The organism is Shewanella sp. 492, from assembly GCF_059338445.1.
Genome location: NZ_CM181702.1, coordinates 3247038 through 3273007, shown reverse-complemented (window position 1 = coordinate 3273007; position 25970 = coordinate 3247038). Strand labels below are relative to the sequence as shown.

The 25970-nt window shown below is 48.3% G+C and carries 25 protein-coding genes; 12 read left to right on the top strand and 13 right to left on the bottom strand.

Annotated features, from left to right (window positions below; translation table 11 throughout):
- Positions 1 to 32 precede the first annotated feature (32 nt).
- Positions 33 to 407, top strand: coding sequence for a PH domain-containing protein (locus AC5YBX_RS14445; RefSeq protein WP_475514829.1), 375 nt, complete (start codon positions 33 to 35; stop codon positions 405 to 407).
- A 287-nt stretch (positions 408 to 694) separates the two neighbouring features.
- The gene (locus AC5YBX_RS14440) at positions 695 to 1675 is read left to right on the top strand and encodes a catalase family peroxidase (RefSeq protein ID WP_494523913.1); all 981 of its coding nucleotides are present in this window, start codon (positions 695 to 697) and stop codon (positions 1673 to 1675) included.
- 184 nt (positions 1676 to 1859) lie between these two features.
- On the opposite strand, the gene rpiA is transcribed toward AC5YBX_RS14440, so the two are convergent.
- A complete protein-coding gene (gene rpiA, locus AC5YBX_RS14435; RefSeq protein ID WP_494520929.1) occupies positions 1860 to 2522 on the bottom strand; it encodes a ribose-5-phosphate isomerase RpiA in 663 nt (220 codons plus the stop codon).
- 237 nt (positions 2523 to 2759) lie between these two features.
- On the opposite strand from rpiA, the gene AC5YBX_RS14430 reads away from it, so the two are divergent.
- Positions 2760 to 3680, top strand: coding sequence for a DUF808 domain-containing protein (locus AC5YBX_RS14430; RefSeq protein ID WP_494520930.1), 921 nt, complete (start codon positions 2760 to 2762; stop codon positions 3678 to 3680).
- Positions 3681 to 3805: 125 nt separating this feature from the next.
- Here AC5YBX_RS14430 and AC5YBX_RS14425 read toward each other — a convergent pair whose 3' ends face one another.
- Positions 3806 to 4225 (bottom strand): CBS domain-containing protein, encoded by a 420-nt coding sequence (locus AC5YBX_RS14425; RefSeq protein ID WP_494523912.1) that lies wholly within the window; start codon positions 4223 to 4225, stop codon positions 3806 to 3808.
- A gap of 342 nt (positions 4226 to 4567) precedes the next feature.
- Between AC5YBX_RS14425 and AC5YBX_RS14420 the strand changes: the two genes are divergently transcribed.
- Positions 4568 to 6340, top strand: a complete 1773-nt coding sequence (locus AC5YBX_RS14420; protein WP_494523911.1) for an alkaline phosphatase D family protein — start codon at positions 4568 to 4570, stop codon at positions 6338 to 6340.
- Between the two features lie 268 nt (positions 6341 to 6608).
- The gene (locus tag AC5YBX_RS14415; RefSeq protein WP_494520933.1) at positions 6609 to 7169 is read left to right on the top strand and encodes a phosphoribosyltransferase; all 561 of its coding nucleotides are present in this window, start codon (positions 6609 to 6611) and stop codon (positions 7167 to 7169) included.
- A 168-nt stretch (positions 7170 to 7337) separates the two neighbouring features.
- Here the strand turns inward: AC5YBX_RS14415 and pepN are convergent, their stop codons facing one another.
- The 5 genes from pepN to AC5YBX_RS14390 all read right to left on the bottom strand — a co-directional run bounded on the left by pepN (position 7338) and on the right by AC5YBX_RS14390 (position 13391).
- The gene (gene pepN, locus AC5YBX_RS14410; protein WP_494523910.1) at positions 7338 to 9998 is read right to left on the bottom strand and encodes an aminopeptidase N; all 2661 of its coding nucleotides are present in this window, start codon (positions 9996 to 9998) and stop codon (positions 7338 to 7340) included.
- Between the two features lie 104 nt (positions 9999 to 10102).
- Positions 10103 to 10696, bottom strand: coding sequence for a penicillin-binding protein activator LpoB (gene lpoB, locus AC5YBX_RS14405; protein ID WP_119977742.1), 594 nt, complete (start codon positions 10694 to 10696; stop codon positions 10103 to 10105).
- A 25-nt stretch (positions 10697 to 10721) separates the two neighbouring features.
- The gene (locus AC5YBX_RS14400) at positions 10722 to 12089 is read right to left on the bottom strand and encodes a COG3014 family protein (RefSeq protein ID WP_494520935.1); all 1368 of its coding nucleotides are present in this window, start codon (positions 12087 to 12089) and stop codon (positions 10722 to 10724) included.
- A gap of 123 nt (positions 12090 to 12212) precedes the next feature.
- Entirely contained in the window at positions 12213 to 12425 is a 213-nt protein-coding gene (locus tag AC5YBX_RS14395) for a SlyX family protein (protein WP_110457257.1), read from the bottom strand.
- Between the two features lie 9 nt (positions 12426 to 12434).
- The gene (locus AC5YBX_RS14390; protein ID WP_494520936.1) at positions 12435 to 13391 is read right to left on the bottom strand and encodes a WD40 repeat domain-containing protein; all 957 of its coding nucleotides are present in this window, start codon (positions 13389 to 13391) and stop codon (positions 12435 to 12437) included.
- Between the two features lie 213 nt (positions 13392 to 13604).
- Here AC5YBX_RS14390 and fkpA point away from each other — a divergent pair, with 213 nt between their 5' ends.
- Entirely contained in the window at positions 13605 to 14366 is a 762-nt protein-coding gene (fkpA, locus tag AC5YBX_RS14385; RefSeq protein ID WP_494520937.1) for an FKBP-type peptidyl-prolyl cis-trans isomerase, read from the top strand.
- Positions 14367 to 14597: 231 nt separating this feature from the next.
- Complete coding sequence (locus AC5YBX_RS14380) at positions 14598 to 14972, top strand: YacL family protein (protein ID WP_494520938.1); 375 nt, start codon at positions 14598 to 14600, stop codon at positions 14970 to 14972.
- A 205-nt stretch (positions 14973 to 15177) separates the two neighbouring features.
- Here the strand turns inward: AC5YBX_RS14380 and AC5YBX_RS14375 are convergent, their stop codons facing one another.
- Together AC5YBX_RS14375 and narQ are read right to left on the bottom strand one after the other, a co-directional pair.
- Positions 15178 to 15807 (bottom strand): response regulator, encoded by a 630-nt coding sequence (locus AC5YBX_RS14375; protein ID WP_494520939.1) that lies wholly within the window; start codon positions 15805 to 15807, stop codon positions 15178 to 15180.
- Between the two features lie 41 nt (positions 15808 to 15848).
- On the bottom strand, positions 15849 to 17549 hold the full coding sequence (gene narQ, locus AC5YBX_RS14370; protein ID WP_494523909.1) for a nitrate/nitrite two-component system sensor histidine kinase NarQ: 1701 nt from the start codon (positions 17547 to 17549) through the stop codon (positions 15849 to 15851).
- 246 nt (positions 17550 to 17795) lie between these two features.
- Between narQ and nrfA the strand changes: the two genes are divergently transcribed.
- On the top strand, positions 17796 to 19196 hold the full coding sequence (nrfA, locus tag AC5YBX_RS14365; protein WP_494520941.1) for an ammonia-forming nitrite reductase cytochrome c552 subunit: 1401 nt from the start codon (positions 17796 to 17798) through the stop codon (positions 19194 to 19196).
- Between the two features lie 165 nt (positions 19197 to 19361).
- On the opposite strand, the gene AC5YBX_RS14360 is transcribed toward nrfA, so the two are convergent.
- Positions 19362 to 19904, bottom strand: a complete 543-nt coding sequence (locus AC5YBX_RS14360; RefSeq protein WP_494520942.1) for a hydrolase — start codon at positions 19902 to 19904, stop codon at positions 19362 to 19364.
- A gap of 251 nt (positions 19905 to 20155) precedes the next feature.
- Here AC5YBX_RS14360 and AC5YBX_RS14355 point away from each other — a divergent pair, with 251 nt between their 5' ends.
- The 4 genes from AC5YBX_RS14355 (at position 20156) to AC5YBX_RS14340 (ending at position 23490) form a co-directional block, all read left to right on the top strand.
- Positions 20156 to 20494: a P-II family nitrogen regulator gene (locus AC5YBX_RS14355; RefSeq protein WP_494520943.1), complete on the top strand. Its 339-nt coding sequence runs from the start codon at positions 20156 to 20158 to the stop codon at positions 20492 to 20494.
- A gap of 12 nt (positions 20495 to 20506) precedes the next feature.
- A complete protein-coding gene (locus tag AC5YBX_RS14350) occupies positions 20507 to 21757 on the top strand; it encodes an ammonium transporter (protein ID WP_494523908.1) in 1251 nt (416 codons plus the stop codon).
- Positions 21758 to 21899: 142 nt separating this feature from the next.
- Positions 21900 to 22250, top strand: a complete 351-nt coding sequence (locus AC5YBX_RS14345) for a hypothetical protein (RefSeq protein WP_494523907.1) — start codon at positions 21900 to 21902, stop codon at positions 22248 to 22250.
- Positions 22251 to 22332: 82 nt separating this feature from the next.
- Positions 22333 to 23490 carry a tetratricopeptide repeat protein gene (locus AC5YBX_RS14340; protein ID WP_494523906.1) on the top strand — a complete coding sequence of 386 codons (1158 nt, stop codon included), beginning with the start codon at positions 22333 to 22335 and terminating at the stop codon, positions 23488 to 23490.
- Positions 23491 to 23645: 155 nt separating this feature from the next.
- On the opposite strand, the gene AC5YBX_RS14335 is transcribed toward AC5YBX_RS14340, so the two are convergent.
- From AC5YBX_RS14335 to nfsB, 3 genes are all read right to left on the bottom strand, one after another.
- On the bottom strand, positions 23646 to 24308 hold the full coding sequence (locus AC5YBX_RS14335; protein WP_475514808.1) for a thiol:disulfide interchange protein DsbA/DsbL: 663 nt from the start codon (positions 24306 to 24308) through the stop codon (positions 23646 to 23648).
- 150 nt (positions 24309 to 24458) lie between these two features.
- Positions 24459 to 25142 (bottom strand): DNA-J related domain-containing protein, encoded by a 684-nt coding sequence (locus AC5YBX_RS14330; RefSeq protein WP_494523905.1) that lies wholly within the window; start codon positions 25140 to 25142, stop codon positions 24459 to 24461.
- 106 nt (positions 25143 to 25248) lie between these two features.
- Positions 25249 to 25902, bottom strand: a complete 654-nt coding sequence (gene nfsB, locus AC5YBX_RS14325) for an oxygen-insensitive NAD(P)H nitroreductase (protein ID WP_494523904.1) — start codon at positions 25900 to 25902, stop codon at positions 25249 to 25251.
- Positions 25903 to 25970: the final 68 nt, after the last annotated feature.

Sequence of the window (25970 nt, the reverse complement as noted above, 5' to 3'; positions counted from 1 at the left end):
AGCGCCACATTCACTGACTTAAGGAAAAGATCATGGGACTGTTAGATGCGCTAATGGGCAATGCTTCAGAGGTTGATTTACAGGAGTTGGCGGCCGAGCTAGGCCCCATTATGGGCGACAATGAGCAGCTGGCTTTGGCCTATCGCGTGGTGCGCGATATGTTTGTATTTACCAATAAGCGCCTCATTTTGATAGATAAACAAGGGGTAACGGGGAAAAAGGTCAGTTATCACTCTGTGCCTTATAAGGCCATTACTCACTTTCAAGTGGAAACTGCCGGAACCTTTGATATGGACGCCGAATTAAAGCTGTGGATCTCAGGGCAAAAAGAGCCGCTGGTTAAAGAGCTAAAAAAAGGCACCGATGTGGTAGGGATCCAAAAGACCATAGCGAACTTTTCGCTCTAGTGTGACCGCGCGCCTCTAGTGAGTGCGCCCCACTAAAACGCCTAAGGCATTGATATGCTTTAGGCGTTTTTTTTCTACGCCATGGCGCGGCAGCGATTATCTTTTTTTAAGGCTTAAGGCTTAAGTCTTCAACCTTCAAGCTCAACAGGGACAGGCTTAATACAAAGTGGTACTGACTAGCTGCTGGTAATTAAACGCGCTTATTTAACCTCTTGTGAAATAAAAGGTGATCAAGCGCGGTCTTACTGTCCATCGTATTTAATTGATAACGTTTAGCGGAGTTCATCGTGAATTTTAAAGCACTATCACTATCAGCATGTTTAGTTTCAACCATGGCAGCAAGCGGCGCGGTTCACGCAGAAGCCTCTGGCTTGGACTTTATTAATGTATTTGAAAAACTTGCGGGTAAACAGCCGGGTGTGCGTAAAGGCCATGCCAAAGGGGTGTGCGCCGTAGGTGAGTTTACCCCTACTGATGCGGGTGGTCGCTATTCTAGTAGTGCCCTATTTAATGGTGAAAAATCCACGGCTAACATTCGTTTTTCAATGGCGGGCGGCAACCCTGCGGCCAATGAAACCGAGCGAAGCCCGCGTGGAGTGGGAGTTAAGTTCACCATGGCCGATGGTAGCGTGCACTACATTGCAGGCTTAACCACACCAGTCTTTCCGGGTAAGTCACCCGAAGTCTTTTTAGGTTTACTTGAAACCTTAGTGCCTAACGAACAAGGTAAAGTCGATTTTAGCCAAGTGGCGCAGTACCGTCAGGATCACCCAAGTACCTTGCCGCAGTTTAATTGGCTGCAAGCCAATAATCCGCCAAGCTCTTATGCATCGGTCAATTATCACGGTATTCATGCCTTCTACTTTGTCGATGACCAAGGTAAGAAAACTAAGTTTAAATGGCGTTTAGTGCCGACCGAGGGGCAGCAACTATTAACCGAAGCGCAGATGAAGCAGTTGCCAAACACCTTTTTAGCCGACAAATTGAAAGAGGAGCTAAGCCAAGGCCCGGCCAATTTTGAGCTGCAAGCGGTTATCGGTCAGGCCGATGATGTCACCAATAATCCATCACAAGCGTGGCCAGAAGATCGTGAAGTGATCACCTTGGGCACATTGAGTATTACCAGCAGCGGCGATAACAGCTGCGACTTGATTAACTTCGACCCAAATGCGTTGGCTCAAGGGGTTGAGTCAAGTGATGACCGTATTTTACGTTTGCGCTCAACCGCTTATGCTATTTCTTTTGGTAAAAGATTAAGTGGCCAATAAGCCTATTTAATGACGGATGTTAGCTAACTTAAGTTAACACCCCTTTAGCACAAGATAGTGATATTAAAAAAGCCACGCCATGAACATGGGGTGGCTTTTTAATGGTGACTTTTTACTGGTTAATCATCAATACACCGCTGGGTTATTGCATGGGACGGTATACAGCAGACTACCACTCAAATGGTTAGTCTTGCTTGATGGTGTTGACGCCATCAGGGGTGCCGACCAAGAGCACATCGGCGCCGCGCTGAGCGAATAAGCCGTTAGTGACCACGCCGACTATCTGGTTAATCTTCTCTTCTAGCTCTTTGGGGTTAACGATCTTCATATTATAAACATCTAAGATCACGTTACCGTTGTCGGTCACCACACCTTCACGATACACAGGATCGCCACCAAGCTTAACCAATTCACGTGCCACATAAGAGCGCGCCATAGGGATCACTTCCACAGGCAGTGGAAACTCACCCAATACATCTACCTGCTTAGTGTTGTCGACGATACAGACAAACTTTTTCGCCACTGCCGCAACAATCTTCTCACGTGTTAACGCTGCACCACCGCCTTTAATCATATCCATATGACCATTGATTTCGTCGGCGCCGTCCACATATACGGCTACATCGTCAACGGCATTAAGATCGAATACAGGAATACCCAAGGCTTTCATTTTTTCAGTCGAGGCTTCAGAGCTCGATACTGCGCCTTCGATATCGGCCTTGATGGTGGCTAAGGCATCAATAAAATGGTTGACGGTTGAGCCTGTACCGACGCCGACTATGGTGTCTTTCTCAACGTATTGTAGGGCTGCCCAACCAGCTGCCTTTTTCATTTCATCTTGAGTCATAAGGAGTTCCTGTAAGGATAAACGAATCTTTTGTCACTATTATACTCATAGTTGTTAGTAGAGGTATGTGAAATGCTGCTGTTTGTGTAACTTAACTTAAGTTAGATCTCAGCAACTGCGCATTACGGTGTTTTTTGCTGGTAACGGCTTTAACTGGGGCGTAATTTAACACTATATCGATGCCTTAGTGATATGGCGAAAGACGGCATCGTAACAACTCAAATTAAAGGAGAATCTATGGCTGGTGCAAGTTTGTTAACCTTGCTCGATGATATTACCACCATTTTAGATGACGTCGCGGCCATGAGTAAGATGGCTGCACGTAAAACCGCAGGGGTATTGGGCGATGATTTAGCGCTCAATGCCCAGCAGGTTTCAGGCATTAACGCCGATCGTGAACTGCCTGTGGTTTGGGCGGTGGCTAAAGGCTCATTGCGTAATAAAGCGATTCTTGTGCCGGCGGCCTTGTTGATCAGTGCTTTTATTCCTTGGGCGGTGACCCCATTATTGATGTTTGGTGGCCTGTTTCTCTGTTATGAAGGGTTTGAGAAGGTTTATCACAGCGCAACTCAGCCCCATGAGCCGAGCAGCGAGCCTCATGTCGATATTGCCGCGCTCGATCTGCAAGCCTATGAAAAACAGAAAATCAGTGGCGCGATTCGTACCGACTTTGTGCTGTCAGCCGAGATCATTGCCATCACATTGGGCGTGGTAGCCCACACTAGCTTTATGACCCAGGTGGTGACCTTAAGCGTTATTGCAGTGCTGATGACCATAGGGGTTTATGGTTTAGTGGCGGGAATTGTGAAACTTGATGATGCTGGCCTGTACTTAAGCCAGCGTCAGGGCGAAAGCCTACTGACACGCTTAGGGCGACGTTTTGGCCACAGTTTGGTTAATGCAGCGCCTTATTTGATGCGCGGCTTAACCGTGGTTGGCACCATCGCGATGTTCATGGTGGGGGGCGGCATTTTAACTCACGGTATTCATAGCCTGAGTGAACTGTTTAACCAGTGGGCAGTTGTGGTGGAGCAGTGGGCGATGGTCGGGCCGGTATTGAGCTTTATCACCCCAAGTGTGCTTAATGCCTTGTTTGGGGTTGTCGCAGGTGCCATTGCGGTATTGCTTATGTCTGGGCTCAGTAAGCTGCGCTCGTAACTGCGTACTCGTCATATACGCTGGTGACCCGGCCATGTTTATCAACGCCGCCCTCATGGCGGCGTTTGGTTTTATGTTGGGCGGCGGTTCATTTACCTTATTGCTTGTTCAGTTGTCATAAAGGCTTACACTTTCAGTAGCGTGGCGCACAGTTTCACAAAGTCCGATGAGGTGATGATCCCCTCAATCTTATTACTGTCGTTCACAACGGGTAAACATCCTAATTTATTATCAATAAAATAATCGACCACCTCGGCTAGCGGCTCATCGGCGCTGAGCTGTTGAAGCTGTTTCTCCATAATGTCTGCCACTAAGGTTTTACGTTCCTTGCGATCGAGCCCGTCGGGACCATAGGCGCTAAGCATGTGGATGACGGTGGAGATCATCTTCTTGTGAGTCAATATGCCCACCAATCGCCCGTCATGCTCACTGACGACGGGTAAGTGGCGAACCCCACGACTCTGCATCAATAGATGAGCATCTTTGGCGGTCGCCTGATCGCTGATACAGACTAGGTCGGTGCTCATAATATCGCTAACACGCATGGTGTTTTCCTGCTGCTGTCATTCTATTTTTTTGATGATAACAGTAATGCCTTATTCATTAAATGTCTGTTTATTAAATTATAATTTCATTTTTGATACTTAATCTTGAGCGCTAATGTGTGATGGGGTAAAACGTTTTAGATTAATTAATCCCCAATGCCCCCCTGTAATAACGTTGCAATATTGTTAATAAATACTTATCGTCATTAGACCTCTTACCAGGCTAAGGGCATTCCTTAAGGTTATTGCTCAGCCACGCTTAAGTTGTACTCCGATGAGGTGAGGTGTGTTTCGCCAGGATAATAGGCACTAAATATAACAATAACCATGAAAGGGATAACAATGAAAATACACTATTCACGCAGGGATTTTTTAGCCATGTCGGCTAAAGGAGTGGGCGCCGCGGTCATCTCCTATGGCTTGATGGGCTGCTCAAGCAGTGACGATGATGAGCAAGCTAATGCTGCCCGGGGGGAATTTCTCAATGGGGTTGCCAGTGGCGATCCCACTCACGAGGCGGTGATCCTGTGGACTCGAGTCACGCCAGAGGTTGAGGGGGAGCTTAATGTCAGTTGGGAAATCGCGACCGATGAGGCCTTTAGTAATATTATTGGCAACGGCGAAACCACCACATCTGCCGCGCGCGATTATACGGTGAAAGTCGATGCCATCGGCCTGATGTCGGGCACAGCGTATTATTACCGCTTTAAATGCGGCGAGGTTTATTCCGAGGTCGCGATGACCAAAACCTTGCCCGAGGGCGCGGTGGAGCAAGTGAAATTAGCGGTGATGTCGTGTGCTAACTTTCCAGCAGGTTATTTTAATGTGTATCAACTGGCCAGTGAGATGGCAGGACTCGATGCGGTGATCCATTTGGGTGATTATATCTATGAATATGGCCGAGGGGGCTATGCCAGTGAAAATGCCGCCGAGCTTGGCCGGGAAGTGTTACCCGCCGGCGAGTTGTTAACCCTTAGCGATTACCGTACGCGCTATGCCCAGTATCGCAGTGATGCCGCGTTAAATGCCTTACATGCCAAAGTCCCCTTTATTACGGTGTGGGACGACCATGAAGTGGCTAACGATAGTTGGGCCGATGGCGCAGAAAACCATCAGCCTGATGAAGGGGATTTTGCAGCGCGCAAAACCGCCGCGCTGCAAGCCTATTTTGAGTGGTTGCCTATTCGTCCATGGTCAGAGGGCAATCATCAAGAGATCTATCGCTCATTTAGTTTTGGTGACTTGGTCGATTTACATATGCTTGACACCCGCCAGTTAGCGCGTGATAAGCAGCTCGATTATGCCGACTATATCGATGATGCCAGCAGTACTATCGACAGCGCGCGCTTTATGGCCGATGTCACCAGTGATACCCGCACTATGTTGGGGGCTGAACAGTTGCAATGGCTGCAAGCTTCGCTGCTTAATGCCACAGGCAAGTGGCAGGTACTTGGCCAGCAAGTGTTGATGGGCAGTATGCTGTTGCCAGCGGCTATCGCCACCCAAAAATTGTCTGTGTACCAATACGCCGAGTTGGGGGCCTTAGCGCAACTTGCCGCGCGGGCACAGGCTGGCGACCCCACTTTAACAGCGCAAGAGTATAGTTATTTGATTGGTAATCAGCATAAGCTGACGCCCGAAGTGATGGCGTTGTTACAACTGCCCGCTATTCCCTATAACTTAGATGCTTGGGATGGTTATGCCTATGAGCGAGAGGTGATTTTAGCCACGGCAAAAGCCAAAGGCGCTAACTTAGTGGTGATAGCCGGTGACACCCATAATGCCTGGGCGAACGAGTTAACCGACAGCCATGGCGACAGTGTGGGTGTAGAGTTTGCCACCAGTTCGGTCTCATCTCCAGGATTGGAGTACTATTTAGGTATTGAGGCCGATCAGCAAAGTGTTACCGAGGCGGGCATTGTTGATCTGGTCGAGGGGCTGAAATACACCAATCTGCGCGATCGCGGTTTTATGGTGCTCAGCTTCGATCACTATCAGGTTCGAAGTGACTGGCATTATGTCGACACCTTAATGTCGCCAGACTTTAGTGAAGCTAGCGATAAACAGGCGAGCGCCATCACTCAAGTGGGTGAGGTGAGCATCACGCTGGTGTAAGCCCCTCGCTTGATAAGCGCATCTTAGTCGTTACTTGTTGGCTTTACTGTTTATAAAAGTGAACCTGCCCTGCAGTTTTAGTGATTTAGTCCTGCAGGAGCGGGGTTTTTAGTATAAAATCCAGCTCCAAAATCCCGTAGCCATTTTTTAATCGTTTTGAGTCTCAATTCGATATTCTTGTGCTACGTTGAATTTGGGCAAAGGCTAATCTTTTTAGATTACACTTTACCCAGTCGAATACTAAATATAACAAGATGGGGACGGTCAGATGTCAGAGAAACGCTTTATTACTGCACAGGAGTTGCTTGAAGATTCCTTTCGTTTAGCAGCACAAGTTTTTGACAGTGGTTTCAGGCCACAATTTATTGTTGGGATCTGGCGTGGTGGTGCTCCAATAGGCATTGCGGTACAGGAATATTTTGATTTTAAAAAGGTCGATACCGATCATATTGCCGTTAGAACCTCCTCTTACTATGGTATTAACCAGCAGAGCAAAAAGATCAAGGTGCATGGTTTGCATTACATTGTTGAAAATGCCAATGCCGATGGGGGATTATTGATTGTCGATGATGTGTTCGATTCTGGCCGCAGCATTCATGCGCTTAAAACCAAGCTCCAAGAGCTGATGCGCCTTAATATGCCAACCGATGTGCGTATTGCTTGCCCTTATTACAAACCTAAAAACACCGCAGTTGAGCTAAAGCCGGATTACTTTATCCATGAGTCTGATGATTGGTTGGTGTTCCCACATGAAGTGTCAGGCTTGTCACAGCAAGAGTTGCTAGAGGGCAAGAGCGATCTGAAAAACATTAAAGAGCTGTTTATGTAAGCCCTTTAAGCCCCTTAGGTTTACCACATAAGGTTTACCGTATCGGGGTTACCCTATCGTGTCGGTCTAGTCCGTCACTTGATAATTCTGTCGGTAGCCGATATAGCTTGATGTTAAGTGTGCTGAAGCGATTAAAAATGCCACCTTTTTAGGGTGGCATTTTTTATGTTATTGACGCAAGGGCTGCTGGATCGTGATACAAGCTTGTTCATCCTCGATAGCCTGCTTCACGCCACGCCGAGTGACCGGGCTCAAGTTGGGCTCGTTATTAAGCAAACGCGACAAGCGCGCCACGCTAGCGTAAGAGCATTCTCGCGGCAGTAAAAATTGGTTGTAGGCCTGCATAAAGCGGGCGCTATTACGTTTATCTAGCTGCGCAAGCTCATTTAAGCGTTGCTCGGCGGTTGCTTGGCTAAGGGCTTTTTGCTCGCTAGGGTAAAGGTAGGGCATGATGCGCAGCAGTTTAGCCAACATCAGGCTATCGGCATCGGCGTTATGCTGCTGTATGCGCTCAAACCATTGGCGTTTTTGCGCTGCAATGGGCTGCGCAACTTCGGCGCTCAGGGCTAGGATTTCCGCTTGCGGCGAAGTGTCGCGCAGCTTTTCTTGCTGTAATAGTCGCTGGGCGCCTATGGCATCGTAACGATTAAGGTGGATCACCATGGCCCAGCGCAGGGAAGGCGTCAGCTCAACCCCAGTGAGCTGCTCGGTGCCGTTAAGCAGTGCACTTAGGTGCTGCTTAGCCTGATGGCTGAGCGCAAAATCAATATAGGCCTCAAGCCACAAGCGTTGGATTTCAGGCGTAGCTTGAGTGGTCATGGTCAGGCGCAGACTCATCTGCTCCAATGCCCTTAGCGCACGTTGGCTGTAATGCTGCCGATTGGGACTCATCTGCTCAAGCTGCGCCTTGGCTTGCCTCAACTGACTTAACAGAGGTTGTAATACCTGAGGGGCATTCTCTTGCGGCGCGTTGATAAATACACTGCCAAGAAACCTGTCGAGTGTGAGCTCGCCCCGAGTGACGCTGTGCCACAGGGTTTGCCACAGCATGATGCGCAGCTTGGGCTCGTCGATTTTACTCAGATGCAATAGCGCCGTCGTTAAGGATTGTGGGTCAAGTTGTACCTGCACATATCCCCAATCTTGGTAGTTGGGAAACACCAAATCGGGACAGCGCACCCCTTGCAGCCGCTTAATCTCGGTGTCGCTACCGCTGTAGGTGGTTGCCACGACCAAATTGCGATGCAATGCGTCACGGCCCAAGGTAAACAGCCCCAGTTTAACCTTTTGTTCCCGTAAGGTGGGGTATTGCTCGCTGGCACTCTGGTGTAGATTAAAGTGGCTGATGCGGCCGTTGCTGCACTGGAACTGCGCCTCGATACGGTTAACGCCAGCCTGGTAGAGCCACTGCTCGGCCCATGTTGCTAACGGGCGTTTTGCCGTCAGGCTCAGGCTCACGATAAAATCGTTAAGGTTGGCATTGCCAAAGCGGTGTTGCTCAAGGTAGTGCTGCAGGCCTTGCTTGAAAGCGGTGTCGCCCACCAAGTAATTGAGCTGGGTTAACAGAGCAACGCCTTTGCTGAGCGTGGCTGGATTGACGCTTGGCTCAATCTCTGCGGTACTTATAACCGCTTGTTCTAGCGGGGTTAGACTGTACTTGTCATCGAGCTGGTAAACATTGTGTATGTCTTGATACCAAGCGGGGGTGGAAGCGTCTGCAATCATCGCCTTGTTGGCCAGTAAAATAGCTAGGCTCTGACTGAGCCAAAAGCTGTCCCACCAGTTTAAGGTCACCAAATTACCCACCCATTGCTGGGCTAAGGTGCGTAAATTGAGTGACAAGGAAGGCGTCACATCAATACCCGTTTCAGCAAAGGTGGCGTTGGCGGCATTGGCCATCGCCTGCGTCGGCAGGTGTGGCACCAGAATTTGGTTGTAATGATTAAAGGGATAGTCGACACCAAACTGTTGACGGTAGAAAGTGAGTCCTCGATGGGTTTGCGCCAGCCAAGTGTCGGCGTCTATCTGGTGGGCAATCGATTGCCGCGCCAGCAATCGCAGCGTCAGCGATGCTTCATCCGACTGCCATTGATGATATGGGCCCGCGATAAGCGAAAATGTATGCGGGCTCAGCGGGGGGCTCGGCGCAAAGAACCATTGGCTAAGGTCAGTACCGTGGCGTTGTTCTTGCTCCGCGGCCGCGCTGAACACTCGCCAGTCGCTGGGGGCAGTAACCGAGAGTTGAAACACCGCTTTTAAGTTGGGCTGATCGAACACCGGCATGATGCGCTGGGCGCTGGCCGGCAGCAGGTGGCTATAGAGGTAACGGCGACCGTCAACGGCATCGATAGCTTGGATCAGTCCCTGATCGCCCATGCTGTATGGGTGGCTATAACTGAGACTGACTTGATTACTCCCACGATTAAGCAGCAAGGGTGAAAGGCGCAGGTGCTGACTGTCGTAATTGGGATAGAGGCGCTGGCCATTAATCGTTAGCTGGTGCAGCCGCGCCTGATGTAAATCCAATAATAAGGGCGCGTCGTTGTCACTTAAGCTAAAGCTGATGGTGGCCTCACCACGAAAGTGCTGATTATTGCTGAGATCTAGCGCTAATTGATAGTGAATATCACTGATGCGATTGGCACGCGAGCGCGCCTGCTCGGCGCTGATGGTGGCGTTATCTTGTGCTTGGCGAGCAGGCTGCGTCGTGGGTGTACTTTGACATGCGCTGAGCAATAGCGCCACGGCGGCCATGATACACAAGCTCAGCAGAGGCTTTTTCTGTTGAGCCGGTTTGCGATGTCGCAACGCGAGAATGTTGTGAGCCATTATTAAGTTGTCATTAAGCAATTTGGGCTGATGTGATCGGAAGGCGATGTATCACTTGCCATAAAAAAACCAGCACGTTGCTGGTTTTTTAAGGCAGGAAAAGATCACAAACCGAGGAACGACTTAGAGCGCGTCTTACGGATCTCTTTTTCATCAGACCATTCAATGAGGCCCGTTTCGAGATCCATTAAACGCATGGTCATCTTGTAGTACACATCGGTGGTGCTACCGTCTTGTTTGACTATGCTCGACAAGTTGCCATACAGCATAAACTGCGCGCCGATTTGGCGACCAAAATTAATGGCAGTTGAAGGGTCAACCATGCCAGAGTTATTTTGGTAATCCAGTTGCTTACGCACACTGTCTACCTTCGTCATGTCGATAAAACGGAACTTACCTGAGCGCAGTAACTTGTTGCTGATCGAATCGGTAACCGATTCGGTATCAATATGCTCAGAGGTTTTATTTTTGATCTTGTCGACAAAAATAATGGGACGATCGTTGGCTGTCATTGCCACTACGGGCGGGAAAGTCAACATGCTATCGACCATTTTGGCGGTGATCGCTTGCAGATCGGTGGAACCGAAGTTTTCATTTACGGTTTCGACTTCAGTAGCATCACCGTATTGAACCCGCGATTGACAGCCCGCTAGGCCAATGGCCACTGCAATGATAAAAATGAGCTTGAATTTTTTCATAAACATACCGATTCCTGTAATGAGGTTAAATGATTATTGAATAAAAGCGGGTGTAATTACCAGTATCAATTATCCAAATTAATGTTGTTCTGCCACTTTGTACATCTATCGTCTGCGCCTGACCTTGGTCGAGTTGGATAGCATAACGGCCAGCATCCACATAATCGCGGGCGATTTGTGCTTGTTTGGGCAGGGTTAGCCAGCTGCGTCGGTCGGGTTGTTCGGTGACGACATTAAAAATTTGTATGGCAAGCGCCGCCGCATCGAATTGATTGTTAGCCTTTTTTGAGTCGCTTCGTACCCGTCTTGCCATTTCTGATTTAGCGTAAATGCGAGCCGCTTGGCGAAACAGCGCGGCGGGCAACTCCTCTTTTAATGCTGTGATGGCTAAGGCGTCGATGTTGGCGAGTGGCGCCGCGGTTAAGCGGCGCTCAAGGCCATTAATCTGTGCGGGCCGCACAGGAGAGCGGTCGGGATAATAGGTGGCTAATGATGCCGTTTGCCAATTGCCATGGATAGAAAAAGGCACGGTAAAGCTTTGCTTTTCTGGGACAAAGTCGCGCTCGACTAATAACACCACTTGTCCTTGCCCTGCGCTGGCGGGGTTAGCATCGCCCCAGCGGCGAACAAAATCATCCGCTTGCGGCATTGACAGTTGCTTGGCTAATCGGACTAAATCTTGTTGCAGATAAGGGTTGTCTGGGGTAATTTGCGCCGCTTTGCGATAATCGATAAAGGCATCGTTAGCCTCGCCCAATAACTCGTACAGTAACCCTGTGGTGTAATAACTGTAGGCGTTTAAAAACGAGCTGGTGGTGCTGCCCGCTGCTTGTCCCAGTTTGTTGACCTCGGCATCTATGGTGCCGTTGGCCATCGACTGCACCGCTTGCATCGACTTTTGATAACGGGCTTGTTCTGAGCTTTGCAGTTGATTACTGCGCCGAACTTCCACTAAGGCGGCTTCGCTGTCGCCACTGAACAGGTAGTTCAGTGCTTGGTACTGATGCAGCATGATGCGCTCAAACCCAGGCCCACGATAAGGGATCACATTGTCGTTAATCAACAGGCTAGAGGCTTTGGCGCCGGTATCCGAGATGCTGAGGGTCGCTTGCTCATCAAAGGCTTGATAAGCGTCAATTGCCTTATTGTAATAGCCTTGACTGGCGCTGAAGTCGCCACCTATTTGCGCTACTCTGCCAGCTTCTTGGGCGTATAATAATTTATCTGCGCCATTTATTTTATCATCCAGCTGAGGGTAGATAGGGGTGGTGGTGGGTCGATTTAATGCAGCTTTTATCGGGGCGATTTGCGACGGGTAGCTTATGAATACGCTGTTAAAGGCGCAACCCGATACACTGAGACTGACGAGCATAATCATAACGAGTCGTTTCATCAGGTTATTACCTTAAGATGATGAATGTATAGGGTTAACAGCATGTCAGTCTCGCTCCCTTGCGCTAGCGTCTATCGCGATAACTTACCGGAGTGGCGCGTCATCGCCACTCAGAATATCGATTTAGTAGTGCGGTGGCGGCGTTTCATCCGCGGGGTTAGCCATATTACTTGGCTCAGATTGCTGCACCTTGTCGACCAGTATACGCAGTTTTTCCTGCTGTTCATCGACAATGGCATTAAGCTTAATGACCTGTTGGTCCAGTGCTTCGATAGTACTCTCTTGAAACGCAAGTTTCATTTCAAGTTCTTCAATTCGTTGTTCTAGTGGCACCAATAATTTCCTCTATAAGGGGGGCATAGGCCAAGTTTCCAGTAGACCATTGCTACTAATGCTACTGACCTGATGATGGTTATCTTCAGCTACTGAGTATACAACGGCTCCTTTGATTTGGGCATGCTCTGTGCGACTGACTCGCCAATTAACCAGCATTTTTCCATCTAAAACTCGCCAGACACTCACTTCTCTAGCCGGAGTGCCCGTTAGTAATTTGCTGTTGTCGCGAGTAAAGCGTGCACTGGAAAAATTATGGGTGCGCCGATGAATATTGAGTTGGCTGTGTTGGCTGCCATCTTGGGTGTTCCAAATGATGGCTTGATTGGTGCTGTCGGAGGCAAAAGCCAGCTCACCTTGCTGACTCAAACTGACATTAATCACCCGGCTGGGCAGCGACCAAGTATGTATCGGTTGGCCTGTTGTCGCATGCCAAAGGATCACTTGGTTATCATTGGCTCCCGAGAGGGCAAGTTCACCATTGCGTGAGATGGCCACGCTGTTGACTTTTTCACTGTGGCCCAGAAATTTGATCAATCGATTTTGGCTCGGCGCCAATGACATCACGCTACCATCGGTGAGGCCGATTAACAGGGCACCGCTATCGGCAATCGCTACAGTTTGTCCGTTAGCAGGTAAAGACCACCATCCAAGTGAGCGACCATCTTCGATGCTCCACAGCGCCACTGAGTCGCGACTCAGTGAGGCGGCGTATTGCTGATTGGTAGAAATTGCGGTGTCGATGGCTTGGCTTTTTTGCTCACCGTGAAACCAGCGATATTTCTGGGTGTGCGTGGTTAAATCCCACAATTGTAAATCGCTATTGGCGGTGCTGATCAACAGATAATGCGCATCGTCAGACAGGGTCGCGCTATAACTGGGTTGATTGATAATAACGGTCGTTTCAGGCTGTGGTTGGCAGGCGGTGATAAATAATGCACAAATTAGCAGCACAGTGAAACTTTTCATGAACTTGCTCCGCAATATATTGTCTTTAGCTCAAGGCGATTACATTGATGCTGCTTGTCACTGCACAGGTTCTGTAGAGCGAATTGACCACTGTGATGGCGCTGGCCTAACATCGATAATGTAATTGGTATATGTCAATTAACTAGTATAAAGTGGTTCGTCTTAGAAAAGTAAGGTTATTGTAACCACAAGAAAATGCTGAGGAAGCTTTTAATGAAGTCGATTTATAAAATGTCACTGGTCGCGCTAGCAGTGGTTGGTTTAACCGCTTGTAACCAAGAGCAACAATCAACAACCGCAGCAGAGGTTAAATTAGAAACCACGCAGCAAAAACAAGCGTATAGTGTTGGTGCTTCTATTGGTAAATACATGTCAGGCCATATTAAAGAGCAAGAAGAGTTAGGCTTAGCTGTTGACCGTAGCCTCATCATCACAGGGTTCAGCAATGGTTTGAACGATGAGCTCAAGCTGACCGAAGAAGAGATGCAAACCGTATTGCAAAGCTTAGACGAAACCTTAAATGAGAAGCGTCAGGCACAGGCGACCGCCATGGCTGAAAAAGCCTTGGCAGAAAGTGCGGCATTCTTAGCTGAAAACAAAGCCAAAGAAGGGGTGACGACTACAGAGTCTGGCCTGCAATATGAAGTACTTGTTGCAGGTAGTGGCGATAAGCCAGCAGCGGAAGACACAGTAGAGGTGCACTATGTCGGCACTCTGATTGACGGTACCGAATTTGATAGCTCAGTTGCTCGTGGCGAACCTGCTAAGTTCCCACTGAACCGGGTTATCCCTGGTTGGACCGAGGGTGTTCAACTAATGCCTGTAGGCGCCAAGTACAAGTTTGTTATTCCAGCTGAATTAGCCTATGGCAATCGTGACACTGGTACTATTCCAGCTAATTCAACGCTGATTTTTGAAGTTGAATTACTCTCTATCGAAAAAGCCGCTGCAGCGGCTGAAGCCAGCGAAAAATAGTCGCTGACTCGATATTGAATAAAGGGCGCTAAGCGCCCTTTTTTGTGGCTATAATTTGGCTTATACAGAGGTGATTCATATAGGTGAGAATCTTGTCGGTTGGCTTAAACAGGTTTAAACGTTGGTTTTGTCAACAAGCGGCGCAGGCATGGCAAGATAACAGCGCATTGCTTGCAGGCTTGGGGTAGAATTTATCCTTGAGAGTGGCATAACAATTTTAGGGTTTGAGTAATGGAATATGAATTTCGCCGCAATACATTAACGGGTACCTTAGTGGCTAATTTCACCATGGATCATGAGATCATGGGGCTGTGGTTTGTCGATGAGCTGGGCGAAGATAATTCGCTGTATGAGCAAATTAAACAAGTGATTTTGCAGTTGCAGCAAGGCACGCTCAGTGAAAAGCGTATCCTAGGTAAAGCGATATCAATCGACTTAGACACCGAGCAGGTGCGGGTGTTTGCGAATGTGTTAGAGATGGAAGATGACTATGAGCTCGATGAGTCTATGTCACTCTATAATGGTGAGTCTGAGGCATTTTGTGGTTTAGAAGATTTTGAGCAAGCCTTAACCAGCTGGCGTATCTTTATTCTTGAGAGTCGTTAGCCTAACGCTAGTGCACTAACTATTTTCAGGACTTTTGGTCGCATTTTTATTGATTATTTTGCCATTCTTAAACATAACTCATTTTTAAAATTAGCCCCTTATTAGAATTACCCCCTTAATAAGAATTAACCTTAGTTACGCTCAACTTAACCATAGTTGTGCGTAACATAAGTTAAGCATAAACAGGGCTTTGGCCAAGTTAAGCTTAGTGATTGAGGTAGCGCACCGCCATCTCGGTGCGTGATTTTGCATCGGCCTTACGCAGCAGGTTTTTGACATGTACTTTTACCGTACCTTCACTGATATGCAGTTGCTCGGCGATCACTCGATTACTTTTACCTTCTGCTAGCTGCTGTAAAATCTGTAACTCTCGTGGTGTTAGGTTGCTGATCCATTCTTGCTCATCTTGTCCCTCTTGTAGGATCTGTAAATGGGCTGCCACAGAGGCTGAAATAACTTGGTGCCCCGACATGGCTTGTTTCAGTTGCTCAAGCAGCAGATCCGGCTCGGTGTCTTTTAATAGATAACCGTCGGCTCCGGCGCGGATCAGGCGCACCACATCTTGTTTGGCATCAGAGACTGTTAAAATCACGATGCGGCTAGTGATCTCCTCTTGACGCAAGGCATTGAGGGTATCAAGCCCAGTCATCCCTTTCATATTGAGGTCGAGCAATACGATATCAGGCTCGTTGTCGGCCACCAGCGCCAGTGCATCTAAGCCGCAGCCTGCTTCCCCAAATAGGGTGAAATCGGCATCGGAAGCGATCAGCTGACAGATGCCTCGACGTAATAAAGGGTGATCATCGACAACTAATACGGAATAGGGCTTACCCATGGTTTTGTCTCCAGGCGTTGTATGCCGTTATTGCGGCCAAGTTATTCTGGCTCTGTCTTAGGTGAAAATTGTAGCGTGACCGTGGTGCCGCCTTGAGTGTTACCGCTGAACTCTAGCACACCCGCTAATCGACTGGCGCGTTCATGCATGATCCCAATGCCAAAATGTTGATCCCGCTCGATTAATTTATCGACACCGACACCATCATCACTAATGCTTATCACTACTTTGTCGCCTTGGGCAGTGCAATCGATATGGATATGGCTCGCTTGGGCATGTTTAATGGCATTGAGCGTAGCTTCTCGAGTGAGCTGTAATACGTGAATATGTTGATAGACACCTAATAGCTGCATTGGTAGCTGGTAGTTGAGGCTGATTTTAGCCTCTGATTGGCTGCGCAGCTGCGCTAACATCGCCTCCATGGCGTTATGTAGATTAGGGTCATTGATGGTTAAGCGGAAGGTCGATAATAGCTCTCGTAGTTGCACGTAGGCGGTATTGACGCCTTCATTAATCTCACTTAATTGGCTGTCAACTTGTGGGCTACGGCAATCGGTATCGAGGCTTTTTGATAACAAATTGACCTGAATTTTTAGAAAGGCCAACAGTTGCCCGAGTGAGTCATGCAACTCCCGGGCAATAACGGCGCGCTCCTCCATCAGGGCCAGTTGTTGACGTTGCTCACCAGTATTGTGAATAACAATAGAGCGCGCCAGCATGATGGCAAAATTGTCAAATAGTGCGTAATTAATCTCGCTATCGCTGCGTACTTCTAAATGGCCCAGTTCGTTATCGGCAAACTTGAGGGCAAAGCGGGTGGTCTCTGGTGCTGCCAGTGACCACCCGCCATCGGCTTCGATACACAGCGGCGCTTCGCCCTCTTGGGCGATCACTAATCGCAAGTTGGTATTTGGCTCATGGGCCTTGAGCTGATCTAAGGCCTGCTTAAGGGTGCTTACCTCCAGCGTGCCTGAGTGCAACATGACCAGATTGTCGTACAAGAGTTTCAACTCATTGTTAGCGCGAGTGAGCGCTAAGGTTTTTTGTTTGACCTGATTTTCGAGGTTAGCATAGAGCGAAGATAACTCTTTGGCTGTGCTGGCCAGTGCATTACTCAGGGCATTAAGTTCAACATATTCACTCTGCGGCACGGCAACATTAAAGTCGCCTTTAGAGATGGTGTTAGCCGATTCCATTAATTGATGCAGTGGCTTTACCACTTTACGTTGAGTAAAACGCACCGCAAAAAATGCGATTAATAACATCAGGCTTAAGCCGATAATTTGGCTTGCGGCCAGCAGGCGTAATTTAAAGGCGGCGTGTTTTTCGGTTTCCAGTACCAGCAAATCTATGGTGTCGACAAAATCACTGAGTGCGGCGGCATATTGGCGTGAATTTTCGGTTTCGATAAAACGTTTCATCACCTGCCACTTTTGGATAACCAGTTGGTATTGCTCACCCAAGGCTGCAGGACTTATCCAACTTAGGGAGCGTTTTAACGCATCTGAATAGAGGGTGGCTTCAAACTCGGCCACTTTCTCATCGGCATCTTCACTGCCAGAGTTAGCATAAAACATCAGCCGATAGCTTTGCATACGTAGCGAGCCGGAGGCGTTAATCGCCCGCGCATCGCCTAAGCTGTAGGCTAAATTGGCAATAGCAAAGGTGGCCAAGCCGCTCGACAGTAAAATAAAGGTCAGCATAAGTGCAAAAATGGTGGCGGTGAGACTGCCTTTTTTCATCAGGGACCCGTCGCTTAAAATCGAAGAAGAGGATGACTAGTAAGGCGAGTATTATTAATGAGTCATCAGCATAAAAGTTAACATATTGGCTAAAGTGTGAGATACAACACATTTACATTATGATCTAGCTCAAGATTCATCCCAGTTACCCCATAAGAGGTATATTTAAAAATCAGCTTAAAGGCTAACTTTGGCCATGGAGATATTGTGGTTATTGCAGATAACTATGAATAATACGGAGATGAGATGGTGAAAAATTTAACAAAAAAAACCTTTGCACTAAGCGCGTTAGTTGCAGCGAGCTTAATGACAAGTGGCGTGATGGCCAGTGACAAAACTGAGCCACGTAATGAAGTGTATAAAGACAAATTTGCGAAGCAATATAACAGCTGGCATGAGACCGCTGAAAGCAAAGATGTTGTCGATATGTTGGAGCAAGTGCCCAGTTTAGTGGTATTGTGGGCGGGTTATGGCTTTGCCAAAGATTACAATGCACCTCGTGGTCATATGTATGCGGTAACCGATGTGCGTAATACCTTACGTACCGGTGCGCCTAAGTCTGCTGAAGATGGTCCAATGCCGATGGCGTGTTGGTCATGTAAGAGCCCTGATGTGCCTCGTATGATTGAAGAGCAAGGCGAAGATGGCTATTTCGCCGGTAAGTGGTACAAAGGTGGTGCAGAGATAGTCAATACTATCGGTTGTTCCGATTGTCATGAGAAAGGCTCGGCTAAGTTACGCCTGTCTCGTCCGTTTGCCGAACGTGCCATGAACACCCTAGGCACCCCGTTCGATAAAGCGTCTAAAAAAGATAAGCAATCTATGGTGTGTGGTCAGTGCCACGTAGAGTACTACTTCGAAAAAACACAAGATCGCAAAGGCTTTGTTAAGTTCCCATGGGATATGGGCACCACAGTTGAGCAGATGGAAGTCTACTACGATAGTATGGACTTTACCGATTGGACCCATGCCCTGTCGAAAACTCCTATGCTTAAGGCCCAGCACCCAGGTTATGAAACTTGGCAACTTGGCGTACACGGCAAAAACAATGTGACCTGTACCGATTGTCACATGCCTAAGGTTACCAATGCCGAAGGCCGTAAGTTTACCGACCATAAAGTGGGTAATCCATTTGATCGCTTCGAAGAAACCTGTGGCACCTGTCATAGCCAAAGCAAAGAGTTCATGGTTAACCTAACCGAAGAACGTAAGGTGAAAGTGGCCGATTTAAAGGCGCGTGCTGAAGCTCAGTTGGTTAGAGCTCACTTTGAAGCCAAAGCGGCGTGGGACGCTGGTGCTAGCGAGACTGAAATGAAGCCTATCTTAATGGATATCCGTCATTCACAGTGGCGCTGGGATTATGCCACAGCCTCTCATGGGGTGGCGGCTCATGCACCGGATGAAGCCTTACGTGTATTAGGTACCGCAGTTGATAAAGCCGCCGATGCCCGTATTAAACTGGCACAGTTATTAGCGGTGAAAGGGGTTAAGCAGCCGATTGCGATCCCTGATGTATCGACTAAAGCCAAAGCCCAAGCGGCGCTAGGTATGGACATGAAAAAGATGAACGCCGACAAGGAAGAGTTCAAGAAAACCGTACTGCCTAAGTGGGACGCCGAAGCTAAGCAGCGTGAAGCAACGTACTAAGCAAGTGATATAGCTAAGCCGTGAGTGAGCCTTTGCGTCAGTAAGCCAGCAGTGCTTCTCTAACGGTTTGTTTTAAGTCATCACACTAAAAAGCCCTGGTATTTAACCAGGGCTTTTTGTCATATTCTGTCCGTTGCCAAGATAGGCCTGTCCCTTGAGTACAAACTATTTAATCATCTTTAGTAGGGCCCTAAAGCGCTCGCCGCTGGCTTCGCGCTGCAGTTCAAACAGTAAAGACTCACAGTTGGTCACCTTCGCGCCATACTGAGTCATCATCTGAATGCCCAGCTGCTTATTTTCAGCACTGCGTGACGATACCGCATCGGCAACAACGTTCACCTGATAACCATTATCGAGCAGACTGCGACAGGTTTGATAGACACAGATATGGGTTTCAATGCCCGCCATCAGCACTTGTTTGCGCTTGGTGCCTTCCATTGCGTGGCGAAAGGCCTCGGTATACCAAGCACTAAAATGGGCTTTGACGATTGGCTGGTGGTGCGGGGCCAGCAGGGCCTGTAATGCTGGACTCGTGCTGCCGAGTTTCTCGGGTAGCTGCTCTAGCCAGACAATGGGGATGTCAAACAGCTCTGCCGCTTTGATCAAGGTGGTCAGCTTGTGCTCTAAGGTATCGGCTTGATGCATCATCTGGGCAAGCTTGCCCTGCACATCGACAATCAATAACACACACTCCTGTGGTTCTAACATAGTCATCTCCTCCCATGGTTGGTTTTCTATCATACCTAGGATAACGCCATAACCAATCGGTCATAAGTCGAATACCTGAACGCTTGTTTTTTGTGCACTGGTGGGGTGCGCGCACCAAAATGGTGCGATAGCGGGTAGGCTGTATCAATCCGTAAAGTTTAAATTACTGATTATAAGTGATTTTTATTGTTGGCCTGATGCTTGAATTGTTTATTGTATCACCACATTACAATCACGAGCCGGAGGCTGGAATGAAACTAATCAGTGCAATTATCAAACCCTTTAAATTGGATGATGTGCGAGAAGCTATCGCTGGTATGGGGATAGAGGGCATGACAGTCACCGAGGTGAAAGGGTTTGGGCGCCAAAAAGGCCATACCGAACTCTATCGTGGCGCCGAATATCAAGTCGATTTTTTACCTAAGGTTAGACTCGATATCGCCACTAAGTCGGAAAATGTAGACCACTTGATTGAATCTATCGTGGCGGCAGCGCGAACGGGCAAGATAGGTGACGGCAAAATTTTTGTGACAGATCTAGATCAGGTTATCCGTATTCGTACGGGCGAACTCGATAACGAAGCACTGTAAGGGGATAAGACAATGGAAGAACTAAAGGCATTAGGTACCACTGTGACCGAGTTGCGATTCGCACTAGACACATTTTACTTTCTGATTTCGGGTGCTCTGGTGATGTGGATGGCGGCCGGTTTTGCCATGCTAGAAGCGGGTTTAGTGCGCTCTAAAAATACCACCGAGATATTAACCAAAAACGTCTGTTTGTACTCTATAGCCTGCATCATGTACTTAATTGTGGGTTACAACATTATGTACGTCGATAACACTGAAGGCGGCTGGCTGCCCTCGTTAGGTGGACTCATTGGCGTACAAGCGGGCGATGCAGACCATGCCTTAGAATCAGATTTCTTCTTCCAAGTGGTGTTTGTGGCGACAGCCATGTCTATCGTCTCGGGGGCGGTCGCTGAGCGGATGAAGCTTTGGTCTTTTTTACTCTTCTCTGTGGTGATGACGGCGGTTATCTATCCCATCGAAGGTTACTGGACATGGGGCGGTGGCTTCCTGTCTGAAGCGGGCTTTGTCGACTTTGCTGGCAGCGGTATTGTGCATATGGCTGGCGCGACGGCAGCTATTTCTGGGGTGTTACTGCTCGGTGCACGTAAAGGTAAATATGGCCCTAACGGTCAGGTTAACCCAATCCCTGGATCTAACTTACCCATGGCAACCTTAGGTATGTTTGTGTTGTGGATGGGCTGGTTTGGTTTTAATGGCGGCTCACAGTTATTGGTATCGGACATGGAGAACGCTTCGGCGGTGGCCAAGATTTTTGTGAACACCAACTCGGCTGCCGCGAGCGGTGCCGTTGCTGCGCTCATCGTGTGTAAGATGGTGTGGGGTAAGGCCGATTTAACCATGATCCTTAACGGCGCCTTGGCCGGCCTAGTTGCCATCACCGCCGATCCCTTATCGCCTTCGTTGTTATTAGCCGGTGCTATCGGTCTGTTTGCCGGTGGCATAGTGGTCTTCTCTATTGTGATGTTTGATCGCATTAAGATAGACGATCCCGTGGGCGCAATCTCGGTGCACGGTGTGGCTGGCTTATTTGGTTTACTCTTGGTGCCGCTATCGAATGCCGATGCGACCATCACAGGCCAGTTACTTGGGGCGGCAGTGATTTTCGCTTGGGTATTTAGTAGCTCGTTTGTGGTCTGGTACGTACTCAAAGTGACCATGGGGATCCGAGTGACTGAAGAGGAAGAGTACAATGGTATGGATGCATCAGATTGTGGTATCGATGCCTATCCTGAGTTTGTATCGCTCAAGAGTGCTAACTAATCTTCATCAGCACAGAAGATGAGCTTACGGGGGCTGTTGCAGTAGTGCAACAGCCCCGATTTTTTGTATGATGTGGACACACTCTAGGTGTCTATTGCGTCATACTGTCTATGGCCATGGCGAGTTAATTGCGAGGAACACCATGAACATTGTGCGAGTCAGTCTCTACGGCCTCTACCTAAGTCTGCTGTCTATCGGCTACGTGTCTATCAGTGCTAGTCACGCTGGCGAAGTCGTCGTGCGTAAGTCCAGTGAGCCTTTCGATGCATTTGCGGTGCGAGACCAAGTGTTGCAAGACCATCAATGGCGAGAGGCGCTGCGAATGCAGCAACAGCTTACGGTTTTACGCGCTTTGCCACTGGACTGCATACTGGTGCCAACGCCTTATCGCTACTTTCATTGCGGCGCCCATTTCTATCGGCCTTATCGTGATGGCGAGTCCAATGATGAGCTTTATATTGAGATTGATCCACCAGAGCCCACTCCAAACTAATATTTTGTAACGCTTTGGCGCGGCAAAAGGGCATGCTCTCACTTATGCTAAATGATATGGCGTACTGATTGAGACGGGTTTTATGCGACAGTTACTTTGGCTTGCGTCGATGATGATGTTACTGCAAGGATGTGCCTCAGCCCCCACAACTCGCTCGGTTGATAACATTGAGCAATACTTTTTAGACAGCCAATTTAAGCCTGTTGCTTTGCCTGTGTTGCCAGCCCAGCTGTTTGCCTTATCTCCCCAGACCATTCAAGTGTTGCAGCAGGCCTACCAAAGCAGTCAAACCTCACGCACTGCAATCATGCCCCATCGTTGGTTAGCCAACTATATCAGTGCCAGCCAAGGCGGTTTTAGCTATCAAGATAATATAACGCGCATTCCCCAGCAGACCTTTGATGACAGAGCGGGAAATTGTATGTCGCTGGTGTTGCTCACCGCCGCCATGGCTGATGCCCTAGGCGTGGCGGTTGAATTTCAGCAGATAGCAGTGCCACCCGTGTGGGACAAGCAAGGCCAGTTTTATCTCATTAATGGCCACATCAATTTACGCTTATTGCCACAAGCTACCGAGGATACCGTGCTGGTGGCCAGTCAGGAGATACAGGTCGACTTTTTACCCGAACGAACCATGCGCAGTTATGGCAAAATCCGTATCGACAAAATCACTGTGATGGCCATGTTTTATAACAATATCGCGGCCGAATCTTTAGTGGCCGGAGATTATGATTTAGCTTACCAATACAGTAAGCAGAGCTTGCGTTTGCGCGCCGACTTTACCCCGGCACTTAATACCTTGGCGATTTTATATCGCTATAAAGGATTAGATGATGCCGCTGAAACCCTATACAAGTTGGCGTTAAGCCTTAATGAAGACGACATGAACGCCCTGTACAATTATGCCTTGTTGCTGGAGAGCCAGCAGCGTTTAGCCGAGTGGGCGAAGCTGCATAAAATTCTCGAGTTGGCCCGCATCGGCAATCCCTATTATTACTATGATATGGGGCAGCAGGCCTATATCGAGCATGAGTACCAAAGGGCATTAACTTGGTATAAACGCGCCGTTGAGAAAGCCGATTATCGTCATGAATTTTATTTTGGATTATCACGTGTCTATTGGGTGACAGGCGATACACGTAATGCACGGAAAAATTTAGAAAAAGCCCTCTCCTTGTCAACCGATGCGGCTAATCAAGGTCGTTATCAAGCTAAACTACAGGCGATGCAAAGCCATTAACTATTAGCGACTCAATATAAGATAAGCCACTCAATTTAGGCCATTACCGCCAAGCCTAAAAGGAGCGGCAAAGCGCAAACATTATCTGAGTGAGCCAGAGTACAAAAAAGGCTTCCGAAGAAGCCTTTTTTAGAGGAAATTCATTAAGCTAAGGCTTATTTATGTTCAACCGCCAGATAGTTAATAAGGTCAATCAACTCACCTAGGGTACGTACTTGGCCTAAATTGACCGCATATTTATCATTAACGATAAAGGTCGGTACGCTTTGAATGCGAAACTCACGTTGCTGCGCACGCCACAGGTTAATTTTATCGGTCACCGCTTGGCTATCGGCAAGGCTATCATAGTTGCTGACGTCGATGCCGTTGGCGCTAAACACCTTTTTGATATCATCACGGGTATTGATTTCTGGCTTGTCGTGAGCGCTGTGATCATGGTCATGGCTGTGGCCGTTGGCACCTTCTTCACCTTGAATGGCGGCAAACATAGCGTGGATCATCTTGTCTTCAACGTTAAGCTCTTGGATAACCGCCAGAGAGCGCATCACTTCGGTGCCAATATCGCTATTCATAAAGTCTACATGCTTACTGTCGAAGCTGACGCCAGGTTTAAGGTTCGCCTTGATGTCGCCTAGGTACTGGGTTTCCATATTGAAACAGTTATGGCAGTAAAAAGAGTAAAACTCGGTTAACTTTGGCTCGGTGCTTGGTGCCTTGTCTGATACGACAGTGAAATGCTTACCTTCGATAAACTGTGCGGCAAAACTGCTTAATGGAGCAATGGCTAGAGTCAGTGCTAATGCGATATGTTTGATCATAGTGTCCTCAAATGACAGCGTGCTGCTTAATAGTAATTAACATAAAAAATGTAATATTTTTAGCATAATAGCGAAAGCTTAAGTATGACTTAACGGCGCTTAAGAAACAGTGCCTACAATGTGACTTAGCTTGTATATTGAGGCAGAGTTTTACCACTTTTCACGTAAAGTTTGCCAAGCCTCACAAACTTGCCGAAATTTGGCGGCATCGCCACCTTGACGATCCGGATGCCATTGCAGGGCTAAGCGACGCCATTGTTTGCGTATCATCTTGCTGGTGGCGTTGTCATCGAGCTCGAATACGCTTAAGGCTTGGCGCTTGTGCATTGCGTTGGGGTTGGCACCAATATATTGCTCATAGCGGTGCCAAAATGATTCGAGGATCTGCTGGATCACATTGGCACTGGTATCATAGTTGTGCCAATCCATGTAGTAATCACGCAGTGAGTCGTCTTCACATAATTGCTGCTTGAGATCGCTTGGCACTCGCCTAAATATTTGGATTTGCATCGATTTCACCTGCAGCCAGCTGTCAGGCAGTAATAGTTGCTGCAGTTGAAACAGGGCATTCATGAGTAGGAAGTTTTGTTTAAACAGGGCTTTTTGTGGGTCGCTGTCGAGATCTTGCATCAGGCCCTGTTGTTGCAATTTGGCCGCGAGATGATGCACTTTCCAGCTGTGTGGCGTGCTTTGCAGTAGTGAGAGCAGCGGCCAGATAAGCGGATTATCACCTTTAATCGAAGCGGTCGTTGCCACAGCGTGCTTGGCTTCAGAGTTCGCTTCGGCATTGGCATCGAGTGATGCTGGGTCTTGGGGGTGTTTCGCTAGCAACATAGGGATCATCCATAACCAATGATAATTTTTACTATGGCAATAGCAAAGATGGAACGCAAGCCTTTAATGGCGCGCCCACTGTGTGCAGGCGCGCCATGGCTCAGGCTTAAATCTCGGTGAACAGTTCACTTAACGGTAAGCGTGACTTAGGCAACTTAGCGTTAAAGTCCTCTTCGCTGTGATGGCCAAGTGCGACCACTACCGAAGCGCAATAACCTTGGGCGGGTAAGTCCAGCAGTTGGTTAAGTTTAGTCACATTAAACCCTTCGATTGGGCAGGCGTCGATATCGAGCAAACTGGCGCCCAGCAGCAGGGTGCCTAGCGACAGATACACCTGCTTTTCCATCCAATGCTGGGCATCTTTGAGTTCGATTCTGTGCATATTGGCAAAAAAGGAGCGCCCAGCATGTTGTGCTTGTTTCGCCTGGTCGTTTGCAAAGCGGCCATCGCTCGCTTCTTGCTCCAGTAGCCTTTGCAAGTGCGCTTCATCCATGCTGGTTTTGGTGCACAGCACTAATACATGCGACGCATTGAGGATTTTATCTGTGTTAAAACCAAAATCACTGGTGGCTTGGGCAATGGTCGCCTTGCCTTGCTCGCTGGCGGCTAACACAAAGTGCCAAGGTTGCGAGTTGGTCGACGATGGGCTGAGTCTGAGCAACTGTTTTAACTCATCAATTTTCTCATCGGCGATCTTTTTAGTGGGGTCAAACACCTTAGTGGTATAGCGTTTGTTGGCAAAAAAACTGATTGGCTGCATGCAGGTTATCCTATGTGCGAGCAATGAACGATGTGGCGATTCTACGCCAGTCACCATGCAATGAACAT